The sequence below is a fragment of the Arthrobacter sp. NPDC058127 genome, from assembly GCF_042884555.1.
In the GTDB taxonomy this organism is placed as follows: domain Bacteria; phylum Actinomycetota; class Actinomycetes; order Actinomycetales; family Micrococcaceae; genus Arthrobacter.
Map to the genome: position 1 here is coordinate 28,952 of NZ_JBHVTT010000011.1, position 13,265 is coordinate 42,216.

14 protein-coding genes are annotated in these 13,265 nt (G+C 65.0%); 9 read left to right on the forward strand and 5 right to left on the reverse strand.

What is annotated here, in order from left to right; all coding sequences use genetic code 11:
* Positions 1-84: 84 nt before the first annotated feature.
* Positions 85-645, forward strand: a complete 561-nt coding sequence (locus tag ACFVTG_RS15040; protein ID WP_390281612.1) for a heme-binding protein — start codon at positions 85-87, stop codon at positions 643-645.
* A gap of 93 nt (positions 646-738) precedes the next feature.
* On the opposite strand, the gene ACFVTG_RS15045 is transcribed toward ACFVTG_RS15040, so the two are convergent.
* Genes ACFVTG_RS15045 through ACFVTG_RS15055 form a run of 3 tightly spaced genes read right to left on the reverse strand, consistent with a single transcriptional unit; the run spans position 739 to position 3,386 of the window.
* The gene (locus ACFVTG_RS15045; protein WP_390281614.1) at positions 739-1,956 is read right to left on the reverse strand and encodes an acetyl-CoA acetyltransferase; all 1,218 of its coding nucleotides are present in this window, start codon (positions 1,954-1,956) and stop codon (positions 739-741) included.
* Complete coding sequence (locus tag ACFVTG_RS15050; protein ID WP_390281617.1) at positions 1,953-2,642, reverse strand: CoA transferase subunit B; 690 nt, start codon at positions 2,640-2,642, stop codon at positions 1,953-1,955. The genes ACFVTG_RS15045 and ACFVTG_RS15050 overlap by 4 nt, the downstream gene beginning before the upstream one ends.
* 30 nt (positions 2,643-2,672) lie before the next feature.
* Positions 2,673-3,386: a CoA transferase subunit A gene (locus tag ACFVTG_RS15055; protein WP_390281815.1), complete on the reverse strand. Its 714-nt coding sequence runs from the start codon at positions 3,384-3,386 to the stop codon at positions 2,673-2,675.
* A gap of 214 nt (positions 3,387-3,600) precedes the next feature.
* On the opposite strand from ACFVTG_RS15055, the gene ACFVTG_RS15060 reads away from it, so the two are divergent.
* From ACFVTG_RS15060 to ACFVTG_RS15090, 7 genes are all read left to right on the forward strand, one after another.
* A complete protein-coding gene (locus tag ACFVTG_RS15060) occupies positions 3,601-4,383 on the forward strand; it encodes an IclR family transcriptional regulator (RefSeq protein WP_390281619.1) in 783 nt (260 codons plus the stop codon).
* Between the two features lie 149 nt (positions 4,384-4,532).
* Positions 4,533-5,204 carry a fasciclin domain-containing protein gene (locus ACFVTG_RS15065; RefSeq protein ID WP_390281622.1) on the forward strand — a complete coding sequence of 224 codons (672 nt, stop codon included), beginning with the start codon at positions 4,533-4,535 and terminating at the stop codon, positions 5,202-5,204.
* Positions 5,205-5,278: 74 nt separating this feature from the next.
* Positions 5,279-6,670, forward strand: a complete 1,392-nt coding sequence (locus tag ACFVTG_RS15070; RefSeq protein ID WP_390281624.1) for a cryptochrome/photolyase family protein — start codon at positions 5,279-5,281, stop codon at positions 6,668-6,670.
* 147 nt (positions 6,671-6,817) lie between these two features.
* A complete protein-coding gene (locus ACFVTG_RS15075) occupies positions 6,818-8,317 on the forward strand; it encodes a CoA-acylating methylmalonate-semialdehyde dehydrogenase (protein WP_390281627.1) in 1,500 nt (499 codons plus the stop codon).
* Positions 8,317-9,363: an enoyl-CoA hydratase/isomerase family protein gene (locus tag ACFVTG_RS15080; RefSeq protein ID WP_390281630.1), complete on the forward strand. Its 1,047-nt coding sequence runs from the start codon at positions 8,317-8,319 to the stop codon at positions 9,361-9,363. Before ACFVTG_RS15075 ends, ACFVTG_RS15080 begins: the two co-directional genes overlap by 1 nt.
* Positions 9,356-10,279 carry a 3-hydroxyisobutyrate dehydrogenase gene (mmsB, locus tag ACFVTG_RS15085; protein ID WP_390281632.1) on the forward strand — a complete coding sequence of 308 codons (924 nt, stop codon included), beginning with the start codon at positions 9,356-9,358 and terminating at the stop codon, positions 10,277-10,279. The genes ACFVTG_RS15080 and mmsB overlap by 8 nt, the downstream gene beginning before the upstream one ends.
* Before the next feature lie 64 nt (positions 10,280-10,343).
* Positions 10,344-11,123, forward strand: a complete 780-nt coding sequence (locus ACFVTG_RS15090) for an enoyl-CoA hydratase (protein WP_284754642.1) — start codon at positions 10,344-10,346, stop codon at positions 11,121-11,123.
* Between the two features lie 42 nt (positions 11,124-11,165).
* Here the strand turns inward: ACFVTG_RS15090 and ACFVTG_RS15095 are convergent, their stop codons facing one another.
* Positions 11,166-12,044 (reverse strand): sulfurtransferase, encoded by an 879-nt coding sequence (locus tag ACFVTG_RS15095; RefSeq protein WP_390281635.1) that lies wholly within the window; start codon positions 12,042-12,044, stop codon positions 11,166-11,168.
* Between the two features lie 135 nt (positions 12,045-12,179).
* Here ACFVTG_RS15095 and ACFVTG_RS15100 point away from each other — a divergent pair, with 135 nt between their 5' ends.
* Positions 12,180-12,755, forward strand: a complete 576-nt coding sequence (locus ACFVTG_RS15100; RefSeq protein WP_390281637.1) for a dihydrofolate reductase family protein — start codon at positions 12,180-12,182, stop codon at positions 12,753-12,755.
* Here the strand turns inward: ACFVTG_RS15100 and ACFVTG_RS15105 are convergent, their stop codons facing one another.
* Positions 12,756-13,262, reverse strand: a complete 507-nt coding sequence (locus ACFVTG_RS15105; protein ID WP_284754639.1) for a MarR family transcriptional regulator — start codon at positions 13,260-13,262, stop codon at positions 12,756-12,758. It lies immediately after the preceding gene.
* Positions 13,263-13,265: the final 3 nt, after the last annotated feature.

A 13,265-nucleotide genomic window follows, 5' to 3' on the forward strand; every position in this document is an offset into this window, starting at 1 on the left:
AGGCGCGACGAGCGCCGGATGTGCGGAGGAAGCCCTGCCGGAAGCATGGAAATGTACCCGTTGCCGACCTCCCGGAGGACCACCATGAAGAAGTCCAACAAGATCTTCGCCGTCGCTGCCGCAGGAGCTTTGCTCCTGACCGGCGGGGCAACCGCCGTCGCGAATGCCGTGACGCCCGCCGCCGCAAAGATCGCGACTGCCACCGTCGACGTCAATCCCTCGGCGGAAAACGTTGTCTCCCAGAATCGCATCACCGTCGGGGCATCCAGCCAGGCTGTCAACGCTGCTTTGGCGAAGTGCCAGGCCGACAAGCTTCCGTTCGTCACGGTTGCGCTCGTGGACCGCTTCGGAACAGTGCAGGCCTTGCTCCGCGGCGACAATGCGGCCGAACACACCATCGAGGCCGCCAAGCAGAAGGCCTACACCGCAGCCGCCTTCGGTGCCCCGACGAGCGAACTGGCCAAGAGGATCAATGGCAACGGACCGTCGATCGCCGACCTCCCGGGCACTCTTTTCCTCCCGGGTGGCGTGCCGCTCAAGGTGAACGGCGTCTCGGTGGCGGGAATCGGCGTCGGCGGCGCACCGGACGGCGCCCTTGACGAAGCGTGTGCAGCAGCCGGTGCGGCGGTGCTTGCGGCGCAGTAGGGAAGCGGCGTCAAGTTGGGGGCGAGGGCGCCGGCCCCCGCCCCGCCCGCTTCGCGGTGCCCACCACACCCGGGCAGGGGCCGCCGCCCTCGCTTAGACAGCCTCCAAAACTGAGACGTAGTTCGCGATGCCAACGCCGCCCATGTTCTGTACGGCGCCGCGGCGGGCGTTGGGCAGTTGCATGGCGCCGGCGGTTCCGGTGAGCTGCATGGCCGCGATGACGTGCTGTGATACGCCGGTGGCGCCCACGGGGTGGCCCTTGGCCTTGAGCCCGCCGGACACGTTGACGGGCAGCTTGCCGTCCTTGTAGACCCAGCCCTCCTGCACTGCCCTGGAGCCTTCGCCGCGCGGCGTGAGTCCCATGGCCTCGTACATGATCAGTTCGGCGATCGTGAAGCAATCGTGCACTTCGGCGAAGTCCAGTCCGCCGATCCCGACGCCCGCCATCCCCAGCGCGCGCTCCCAGGAGACCCGCGTAGCGGCGAACTCCGTGGGGTCGCGGCGCTCTGGCGGGAAGAAGTCGTTCGCGTGCCCGAAGCCCGCCAACCGTACGGGTTCGGTAGCAGCGCCCGACGCCGGGCCGAGGGATAGCACGACGGCGGCGGCGCCGTCGGACACGGGGGAGCAGTCAGTGCGGCGCAGCGGTTCGGCGACCATGGGGTTTTTCTCGGAAACCGTCCGGCAGAACTCCTCGCCGAAGTCCCGATGCATCTGCGCGTAGGGGTTGTCCATGCCGTTGTGGTGGTTCTTCGCGGCGATGGAACCAAGGATGTCGCCCAAGCCGCCGGCAAAACCAGAGCCTTCGATGCCCGCGGCATACCGCTTGTCGTAGTGCTTGGCCACCTCGGCGAACAGTCCCGTGAAGCCAGTGGTGGATGCCTTGCCTGCCATTTCGTAGGACGCGCCGAGGAGGGCTGCGCCAACGACGTCCGCCCCCGCATCCGTCATCTTCTCGGCCCCGATCACCAGGACGTTGCGGGCAGTGCCGGCCAGCACGGCCTTCACGCCCTGCTGGAACGCTGCGGAACCGGAAGCGCAGGCGTTTTCGGTCCTGGTTGCGGGCACGTTGGAAAGATCTTCGGACAGCTGGAGGGCAAGCGAGGACGTGAAGCCCAGGGGCTGCATGCCGGAGTTGAACTGGCCGAGGTATATCTCGTCGATGTCCCGGGGCTCAAGGCCTGAGTTCTGGATGGCCTCCGCGGACACCTGGACGATCAGGGACTCGAGCGTCTCGTCCGTGAGCTTGCCGAACTTGCTGTGTCCCCAGCCGGTGAGCAGGACATCTTTGCCGAACTGGTCTTTCAGGCTCATGCTGTGGCTCCTTCGAGAGCGGGTTCCTCCAAGGAGACCGTGAATGCGGCCTCCGTCTTGCTACGGATCTCCTCCACGGTGACCCCGGGCGCGAGGCGGCTCAGCGTGAGCTGCCGCCCGCCGTCTGTTTCTTGTACGTTCCGCACGAGATCAAATACCGCGAGGTCGCTGACAATCCGGTCCACAACCCCCAACCCGGTCAGCGGCAGGGTGCATTCCCGGACGATCTTGGCGCTCCCGTCCTTGGCGTTGTGCTCGGTGAGGACCACGACGCGCGGGGTCCCGGCCACCAGGTCCATGGCGCCGCCCATGCCCTTGACCATCTTTCCCGGAATGGTCCAGTTGGCGAGGTCGCCGTTGCCGGAAACCTGCATGGCGCCGAGGATGGCAACCTTGACGTGTCCGCCCCGGATCATCCCGAAAGACGTCGCGGAGTCGAAGATGCTGCCGCCGGGCAGGACCGTGACGGTCTGCTTGCCGGCGTTGATGAGGTCGGCGTCTTCCTCGCCTTCATAGGGGAAGGGCCCCATGCCGAGCAGTCCGTTCTCGCTTTGCAGGACAACCCGCACACCTTCAGGCAGGTTGTTGGCAACAAGGGTGGGAATGCCGATGCCGAGATTGACGTAATCACCGTCGTTGAGTTCCTGGGCCGCAATGGCGGCCATCTCGTCGCGGGTCCATGCCATGGTGGTACTCCTTCGCTGGGTTGTTTGCGGTCAGGCCAGGGCGTCAGCGCGCTGGCGGACGGTGCGCTGCTCGATGTCCTTCGCCCGGCCGCTCGCCTGGACCAGCCGTTGGACGTAGACGCCGGGCGTCACGATGTTGTTGGGGTCCAGCTCGCCGGGCTCCACGATCACTTCGGCCTCGGCGATGGTCACGATTCCCGCTGTCGCCACGACCGGGTTGAAGTTCCGGGCCGTGTAGCGGTAGATCAGGTTGCCGTCCGTGTCCGCGGTGTGGGCGTGGACCAGCGCGACGTCGGCGACGATCCCACGCTCTCGGACGTACGTGACGCCGTCGAACTCTTCGAGCGGCTTGCCTTCGGCAACCAGGGTTCCGACGCCGGTCCGCGTGTAGAAGGCGGGGATTCCGGCGCCTCCCGCGCGGAGTCGCTCCGCGAGGGTGCCCTGGGGAGCGAACTCGACCTCAAGCTGGCCGCAGAGATACTGCTCGGCGAAAAGCTTGTTCTCGCCCACGTACGAGGCGATGACCTTGCGGACCTGGCCGGCTTCGATGAGGACGCCGAGTCCCTTGCCGTCAATGCCCATGTTGTTGGAGACCACAGTCAGGTCCTTGACCCCCGAATCGCGGACGGCATCGATGAGGTCCGCAGGGATGCCGCTGAGCCCGAAGCCGCCGACGGCGATCGTCTGGCCGTCGCGCAGGACGTCCTGCAGTGCAACGGCTGCGCTGGGATGGATTTTGGCCATGGCGTTGTCCTCGTCTTTGAGTAGGGTCACTCGGCAGTTATCCACTTTGTGGACACTGTGCTGAGCTAGTCGTCTGGGCTGGTCGTTTGGCAAGGAGCATATGGTGGCCTGGGCGAAGGGTCAACGGCGTCCTATGGGCAGTGAGGCTGAATTCGCACAGTGTGGACGCTAGTCTTTTAAGTGTCCACATTGTGGAGGAAATCTTTGGAGAGGGGTGGAGTTGCCGACTCAGCAGCCACAAATCAAACCCGTGCAGGGCGCCCAGGTGGTGGGGCGGGTCGCCGCGCTCCTCAGGCTCGTGGGACGCAAGCCGGAGGGCATGTCCATCGCTGGCCTGGTCCGCGAGTCGGGGTTGACGCGCCCGACGGTACACCGCTTGCTCGCGTCCCTTGCCGCCGAAGGCCTGCTGGACCACGAGCAGGGGACCGGCAACTGGATCCTGGGGCCTGAGATTTTCCTGTTGGGGTCCGTGGCGGCGGCGCGTTTCCCGTTTGAGGACTTGGCCCGGCCCAGCCTGCGCCGCCTGGCCGGGGAGAGCGGGGAAAGCGCCTTCTATTCCATCCGTCGTGGCCACGAAACGGTATGCGTGCTCCGCGAAGAAGGCAGCTTTCCCGTGCGCTCCTTCGTGTTGCACGAGGGCGTCAGGTTCCCGCTCGGCGTGGCGTCGGCGGGCACCGCGATCATGGCTTTCCTGCCGGACGAGGAGCAGGAACTCGTCTTGTCCAACTGGGGACAGCACGCTGGAGAATTCGCTACAGGCCATACCGAGAGCGTGGTGCGTCGGAACCTTGAGCAGACCCGAATGGTCGGGTATTCGGTGAATCCCGGGTTGGTGCTTGAAGGAAGTTGGGGGATGGCCGCCGCCGTTTTCGACCAACTGGGCCGGCCAATCGGCGCCTTGTCCCTCACGGGCATCGAGCCGCGGTTCCGTCCTGAACGCCAGGAATTCCTCGGCAAGTTGCTCATGGAAGAAGCGCACCGGATGAGCTCCGCTTGAGGCCTTCCAGATTAAGTTTTGAAACTCACCCATCCCCGCAGCCCGCACCTCCGAATAGCTGGCATAAGGACTTAGCCCCGCAAAGGTGAAGTGCTTTCACGCCGGAATCAACCGGCACCGAATGTCAGTCCGTTTGAAGGAGAAATGTCATGCTTGCTACAAAGCGCACGTCTTTTGCGATCGCCGGTCTCGCCGCTTCCGCCCTGCTGGGCCTCACCGCTTGTGGCGGCTCCGCCTCCACGGCTTCACCGTCGTCGGCCGCTCCGAGCTCGTCGTCCACCATGGCGGCGACCCCCTCCGCTTCTGCAAGCGCCGCGATGGACCCGAGCAAAGACCTGGTTGGCCCGGGCTGTGCAGCTTACGCTTCCCAGGTTCCCAGCGGTGCAGGTTCCGTTGCCGGCATGGCTCTCGACCCCGTAGCCGTGGCCGCTTCCAACAACCCGCTGCTCAAGACCCTCACGGCCGCTGTGTCCGGCAAGCTGAACCCCAAGGTGAACCTGGTGGACACGCTCAACGGCAGCCAGTTCACTGTCTTCGCTCCTGTGGACAGCGCCTTCGCCAAGATCCCCGCCGCCACCATCGACAGCCTCAAGACCGACGACGCTCTCTTGAGCAAGATCCTCACCTACCACGTCATCCCCGGCCAGCTGACCCCGGACCAGGTCGTGGGAACCCACAAGACGGTTGAGGGCGACTCCGTGACCGTTACGGGAACCAAGGACGCACTCAAGGTTGACGGAGGCTCTGCCGTGATTTGCGGTGGCGTCCACACCGCCAACGCCACGGTGTACCTGGTTGACAGCGTCCTGATGCCGAAGTAAATATCAACACAGGTCATGCCCCTTAGGATTCGTCTTGAGGGGCATGACCTTTGCAGCAAACCCGAGGGGAAATAGTGAAGCCGTCAATCGTGTGGTTCCGGGACGACCTCCGGGCCACGGACAACCCGGCGCTGCGGGCGGCAGCTGACGACGGTGCCGCCGTCGCGCTCTATGTCCTCGACGAGGAATCGCCGGGCATCAGGCCGCTCGGCGGCGCTTCCCGCTGGTGGCTGCATCATTCCCTGCTTTCCCTTCGCGAAGACCTCGCGGCCCTGGGCGTGCCGCTCTTGTTGCGCCGCGGACCGGCGGCCGAGATCGTCCGGGAAACCGCGACGGCGATGGGATCTGGATCGCTGCACTGGAACCGCCGTTATGGCGAGCCAGAACGAATGCTCGACGCCGGCATCAAGACCTGGACGCGAGAGTCCGGGATGCACGCGGAGAGTTTCCAAGCCTCCTTGCTGCACGAGCCGTGGGCCGTCACCACGAAGCAAGGTGGACCCTTCAAGGTCTTCACGCCTTTTTGGCGGACCGTGTCCGGCTTGGATTTCCGAGAACCGCTGGAAGCCCCGGAACCGGGCCGGGGATTCTCCGGCCAACTGCCTGAATCCGAGAAATTGGACACCTGGGGATTGTTACCGCGGAACCCGGATTGGTCTGCCGGATTGTCCGAAAGCTGGCAGCCGGGTTCGGCCCAGGCCCATGAACTTCTTGATGACTTCCTGGAGCATGGGCTGGCGGACTATTCGGTGAACCGGGATCGTCCGGACCTGCCGGGCAGTAGCCGATTGTCGCCCTTCTTGCGCTGGGGGCAGCTCAGCCCGTTCGAGGTATGGCATGCCCAGCAGAGCCGGCGTCGGGAACTGGGCGATGGCGCCGCGGTCTTCGCCTCGGAACTTGGGTGGCGTGAATTCTGCTGGCACCAATACTTCCATCACCCGGACCTGGCAACGGCCAATTTGCGGCCGGGGTTCGACCACTATCCGTGGGCTTGGCCCGGTGGCCAGGATGCCGGCTCACCAGATGCCGCCGCCCAGGAAACCACCTTCCTCCGCGCATGGCAGGAGGGCCGCACCGGGTTCCCCTTGGTGGACGCCGGCCAGCGGCAATTGTGGCACTCGGGATGGATGCACAACCGGGTTCGCATGGTCTCCGCCAGCCTCTTGGTGAAGAACCTTGGCGTGCACTGGCAAGTGGGCGAGCAATGGTTCTGGGACACCCTGGTGGATGCCGATCCTGCCTCGAATCCTGCGAACTGGCAGTGGGTAGCGGGTTCCGGTGCGGACGCTTCACCCTTCTTCCGGATCTTCAACCCGGAGACCCAGGCCGCGAAATTCGATCCCCACGGCAGCTACGTTGGCCAGTGGATCCCCGAGCTGTCCACGGCGGACTATCCGGAGCCGGTGGTTGACCTTAAAGCCTCGCGGCGGGAGGCGCTGGATGCCTACGGCTCGCTCCCGCGTTGAGCCGGGCCGCCTGGGCAGCAACTGAAGTCCTCTAGAAATTAGTAGGAAGTCCGAGTATATTCGGGATCAAAGACGTCCCGGAGCGCAGTTGGACATGTGCTTTCGAGGCCGATGGCGGGCATTTCCCCCTATGCAAAGGAGCATTCCATGGTGCGCGAACTTTCCCACTACATTGACGGCCAGAGGATCGACGGGACCTCCACTCGCTTTGGCGATGTCTACAATCCTTGCACCGGCGAGGTCCAGGCACGGCTTCCCTTGGCCAGTGCTGACGAGGTCAGGAACGCCATTGCGAGCGCGGAGAAAGGCCAGCTCGAATGGGGCGCCATGAACCCGCAGCGCCGTGGCCGGATCCTGCTGAAGTTCGTGGACCTGGTCAACGAACACATGGACGAACTCGCCACGCTCCTTTCCTCCGAGCACGGCAAGACCTTCCCCGATGCAAAGGGTGACATCCAGCGCGGCATCGAGGTGGTGGAGTTCGCCGCCGGCGCGCCCCACCTGCTCAAGGGTGAATTCTCGGACAACGCAGGCACGGGCATCGACGTCCACTCGCTGCGCCAGCCGCTCGGCGTCGTCGCGGGCATTACGCCTTTCAACTTCCCTGCCATGATTCCGCTCTGGAAGTCCGGCCCCGCACTGGCTGCCGGCAACGCCTTCATCCTCAAGCCTTCTGAGCGCGATCCGTCCGTGCCGCTGCGCCTGGCAGAACTTTTCACCGAGGCGGGATTGCCGGACGGCGTCTTCAACGTCATCAATGGCGACAAGGAAGCCGTGGATACCCTCCTCGAGGATCCGCGCGTGAAGGCCATCGGCTTCGTCGGATCCACGCCGATTGCCCAGTACATTTACGCCACGGCCGCTGCCCACGGGAAGCGCGCCCAGTGCTTCGGTGGCGCCAAGAACCACATGGTGATCATGCCCGACGCCGATCTCGACATGGCCGCGGATGCCCTCATCGGTGCCGGCTTCGGCTCCGCCGGCGAGCGTTGCATGGCGATTTCGGTGGCCGTACCCGTTGGCCAGGAGACGGCTGATCAGCTCGTCTCCAAGTTGCAGGACCGCATCAAGGCCCTGAAGGTGGGTCCCAGCCTGGCCGCGGATTCGGACTTCGGACCTGTCGTCGCCGCCTCGGCGAAGCACCGTATCGAGGGATACATCCAAGCGGGCGTCGACCAGGGCGCCACACTCGTCACCGATGGGCGCGACCTGAAGGTGGACGGATACGCCGGAGGTTTCTGGGTTGGCCCGACCCTCTTCGACAACGTCACGAAGGACATGTCCATCTACAAGGAGGAGATCTTCGGCCCGGTCCTGAGCGTCCTCCGCGCAGCTGACTACGAAGAAGCGCTGCGGCTCTGCTCCGAGCACGAGTTCGGCAACGGCGTCGCGATCTTCACCCGCGACGGCGACGCCGCCCGCGACTTCGCGAGCCGCGTCGAGGTCGGCATGGTGGGCATCAACGTCCCCATTCCCGTCCCGATTGCCTACTACACCTTCGGCGGCTGGAAGGCCTCGGGCTTCGGCGACCTGAACCAGCACGGCGCGGACGCCTTCCGCTTCTACACCAAGACCAAGACGGTCACCACCCGTTGGCCCTCCGGCATCCGCCAGGGCGCCAGCTTCGTGATGCCGGCCGGCAGCTAATGGCGGAGGTTCTGTTCGAGAAGCGGGGCCACCTCGGCGTCGTTACTTTGAACCGTCCCCAGGCGGTCAACGCGCTCACAGCCGGCATGGTGCACGCCATGCTGGAGCAGCTCACGGCCTGGGCGGTCGACGACGACATCAAGACAGTTTTGGTGCACGGCGCCGGGGATCGCGGGTTATGCGCGGGCGGAGACATCGTGGCGATCTACGACGACATGCTGCGCCACGGCGACCAGACCGCCGACTTCTGGGCTGCGGAGTACCGCCTGAACTCGCTCATTGCCCGGTACCCGAAGCCGTACGTGGCTTTCATGGACGGGCTGGTCCTTGGCGGCGGGGTCGGGATCTCGGCCCACGGCTCCGTCCGTGTGGTCACCGAGCGGACCCGTACCGGCATGCCGGAAACCACTATCGGTTTTGTGCCCGACGTCGGCGGAACCCTTCTGCTGTCCCGCTCACCGGGCGAGTCTGGCACCCACGCAGCCCTCACGGGTGCCCACTTGAGCGGGGCCGACGCCCTGTTTCTTGGGCTCGCGGACCACTTCGTCCCGTCCGAAAGCCTGCCCGCGCTCGCGGAAGCGCTGGAAAGCGCGACGGCGGAGGCCGCCGTCGGGCGCTTTGTGCAGGAACCGCCGGCCTCGGCACTGTCCGGCCAGCTCGAGTGGATCGATGCCGCCTATGCCTCCGACGACGCTGAGGAAATTATCGCCAGGCTGCGCGACGCCGAGGGGGATGCCGCTGCCGCCGCGGACACGATCGAGACGAAGTCGCCCACGGCCGTGAAAGTCACCCTGGAATCGTTGCGGCGCGTCCGGGGGCTCTCCCTCGAGGAAGCCTTGGAACAGGAATACCGCGTTGGCTTGCGATGCCTGACCGGACCGGATTTTCGCGAGGGGATCCGCGCCCAAGTGGTGGACAAGGACCGCAACCCCCAGTGGAAGCCAGCCTCCCTGGCGGAGGTGTCGCCAGCCGCCGTCGAGGGCTTCTTCGCATCGCTCGGCGACCGTGAACTCAAACTTCATTCAAAGGAGTCCGACCATGTCTGAAAACGCAGCTTCCGGCACCATCGCTTTCCTCGGCCTTGGCCACATGGGCGGCCCCATGGCCGTGAATCTTGTCAAAGCCGGGCATCAAGTGGTGGCGTACGATCCCGTCACGGCAGCACTTGAGGCGGCCCGTGAACACGGCATTGCCACGGTGGATTCCGCTTCCGAAGCCGTTGCGGGGGCATCCGTTGTCCTGACGATGCTGCCCAGTGGCAAGCACGTCCTGGACGCTTACCGGGGAGTGGACGGGGCGCCCGGCCTGCTCTCCGTGGCTGCCCCGGACACACTGTTCCTCGACTGCTCCACCATCAACGTCGACGAGGCCCGCGAGGCAGCAGCCATTGCCCTGGACGCCGGCCACCGCTCCGTGGACGCGCCCGTTTCCGGAGGCGTGGTGGGTGCCGAAGCAGGAACCCTGACCTTCATGGTGGGGGCGCTGCCCGAGGACTTCGAAACGGTGAAGCCGATCCTGGAACTCATGGGCCGGAGGATCGTGCACTGCGGAGACCACGGAGCCGGGCAGGCCGCCAAGGTCTGCAACAACATGATCCTGGGCGTGTCCATGATCGCCGTTAGCGAGGCGTTCGTCCTGGGCGAGAAGCTGGGCCTGACGCACCAAGCGTTGTTCGATGTCGCCTCCAACGCCTCCGGGCAGTGCTGGGCGTTGACCACCAACTGCCCGGTTCCCGGACCGGTTCCCACGAGCCCGGCCAACCGCGACTACCAACCCGGATTCGCCGGAGCGCTCATGGCGAAGGACCTCCGGCTCGCGGTCAACGCGCTTGAGAGCACCGGAGTCGACGGGCAAATGGGGCACCTGGCATCGAAGATTTATGACGCTTTCGCCGCCGAAGGCGGAGCCGGGCGTGACTTCTCCGGCATCATCACGGACATCCGGGACAAGTCCGCCAAGTAGCCTTGGCGGGTAGGACACAACTGGGCAACCGACAAAACTGAGCAACCGACAAAAGGGGCACGGCTTGGCGCAGCAGTATGAAAACATCCTGGTGGAACTCCGTGGACGGGTGGGTTTGGTGACCCTGAACCGGCCGAAGGCGCTCAATGCGTTGAACCAGGCCACCATGAATGAGATCGTGGCCGCCGTGTCGGACATGGACGCGGATCCCGGAGTGGGTGCCGTGGTGATCACCGGCTCGGAAAAGGCCTTCGCGGCCGGAGCCGACATCAAGGAGATGGCATCCAAGGGGTACATGGAAATGTACGCCGCCGACTGGTTCCGTGGTTGGGAAAACCTCACCCGCCTGCGCATTCCCGTGATTGCCGCAGTGTCGGGCTTTGCCTTGGGTGGAGGTTGTGAACTTGCCATGATGTGCGATTTCATCATTGCCGGGGACAACGCCAAGTTCGGCCAACCGGAAATCAACCTCGGTGTCATTCCCGGCATGGGCGGCTCGCAGCGGTTGACCCATGCCGTGGGCAAGGCCAAGGCGATGGACATGGTCCTCACGGGCCGGTTCATGGGCGCCGAGGAAGCGGAACGGGCAGGACTTGTTTCCCGCGTCGTGCCGGCCGATTCCGTGGTGGAAGAGGCACTGAAGGCCGCCGAAGTGATCGCATCCAAGTCCAAACCGGTTGCCATGGTGGCGAAGGAAGCCGTCAATGCCGCCTTCGAAACCGGCCTCTCCCAGGGCGTTTTGTTTGAGCGTCGGATCTTCCACTCATTGTTCGCCACCGAGGACCAAAAAGAGGGCATGGCTGCGTTCAACGAGAAGCGTCAGCCGGAGTTCAAACACCTTTAGGGTCCGCCCAAAACGGCGCTGGGCCCACGCCGGCAGGGTTCCCTAGCCGAACTTGTGAGGCGAGGGGGGCCGGTGGGGAGCAGTGGATGGCCCATTTGCGGCTCCGAGCTCGACCGGGAGTTCGAGCGCGTGGCCGTATTGGGACCAGCCGCCCGTGAAGAGCCGGCCGTGTCCAAGACCGGCATACTCCAAGGCCAAGAGATTGTGGCAAGCCGTCACCCCGGAGCCGCAATAGCTGATGACGTTCTCTGCAGACGTGATACCCGCCTTGGCGAAGATGCGCAGCAACTCGGCCTTGCTGCGCAGTTTCCCGGCGGGGCCAAGGTTCTCCCTGCACGGGACGTTCCTCGCGCCGGGCACATGCCCCGGCCGTGGATCGATGGGGTCCTGCCTGCCCTCGAAGCGGTCACGGTTGCGTGCGTCCACCGCGAGGTTCGTTTCGATCGAGAGTTCGTGGATCTCCGCCAGTCGGTTGCTCGGCCACGGTTTGGCAGTGAAATCACCCGCGAGCCTCGAAGGGTGTTCGGTTTCCAGGGGCCCTTCGTAGCTGCCCAGCCCACCATCCAGAAGAGCTGAGCTGTGGCCTGTGGCGCGCAGCATCCAGACCAAGCGTGCGGCGATGACCCCGCCGGCGTCGTCGTAAGCCACCACGATATTGTCGTCGCTGATTCCCAATTCCCGCATCCCCAGGGCGAAATCATGCGACGCGGGCAGCGGGTTCCGTCCTTCGAGTGGCGATCCCTCCGCCGAGAGCCATCGATCCAGATCGACAAAGACGGCGCCGGGGATGTGCCCGCGGTCGTAAGCTTCCCGGCCGGAGCGTCCGTCGAGGTACCAGCGCACATCGGCCAGCACCACGCGGCGACGGTTTTGAGACAACCATTCGAGATCGACAAAGGGTTCCACAGCTGAATTCTGCATAGCCACAATGCTAGGACCGAGTCTCACTATTTGATATATGAATCTCATAATGTGGTCGGCCGGTGCAATTAGAGCCTTGTGGCCATCGCAAGCCCGGCGTAGAGTCCAGCTGCCAATCGATGCGAGGAGTGGACCATGGGGCAGCTGGTTGTTCAGGAATTCGTGACGGCGGACGGTTTTGCAGCCGATGCCAACAATGAGTTCAGAGCCTACGAATTGCTCGAAGGAGGGACCGCCGAATTCGACCGCAACCAACTGGAGTGGCTGGACTCCGTGGACGCCATGGTGCTTGGCGGCTCGACCTACCGCATGTTCGCGGAGTTCTGGCCGACGCCGGCATCGGCAGGGGAAATCATCGCACCTGCGCTGAACGGGCTGCGCCGATACGTGTTTTCAAGGACCCTTGAGAAGGCGCCATGGGGCGATTTTCCGGAGGCCACCGTTGAAGGTGGTGATGCTGTGGAGGCGATCCGCAGAATCAAGCGCGAGACCGACGGCGCCATTGTCCTCTGGGGCAGCCTCACCTTGAGTGAAGCGTTCTTCAAGGCCGGCGAAGTGGATGTCCTGCGCCTCGTGGTCATGCCTGTGGCGATCGGGGCGGGACGCGGCGTGTATCCCGCCGGCCAGGCCCCGGCGTTGCTGAGCCTGACGGGCGCGAAGACCTACGATCAGGGGTTGATCGAACTCGAGTACAGGGTCCGCCCCAACTAATCAGTCGGTAAAGTCGCCCGCGGCCTTGCGGAAGTCTCCGAGCACGCGGATCAGGTGCTCGACGTCGTCGTCCCCGAAACCGGACTGGCCGAACACCTCGCTGTTGAGTGCCGTCGTCGCGCGCTTCGCGATGGTGCGGCCCTCCGCGGTGAGCTCGATCAGCGTGGTGCGCCCGTCGGTGGGGTGCGGGGAGCGGACCACGAGTGCCGCCTTTTCGAGGCGGTCGACGGCGTTGGTCACCGACGTCGGATGCACCTGGAGCAGCGCGCTGGCTTTGTTCATGGGCAACGCGCCGCTGCGCGCGAAACTCAGCAGCGCCAGGAGCTCGTAACGCGCGAAGGTCAGGCCGAACGGCTTCAGCACGCCCTCGATCCGCGCCAGCAGGATCTGCTGAGTGCGCATGATCGCGGTGATGGCCGCCATGGGCGCGGCGACTTCGCCCCAGCCGTGGCGTTCCCAGTTTCGCTGGGCGTCGGCGATGGGGTCGCGGGGGAGCGGGCTGCCCACGGT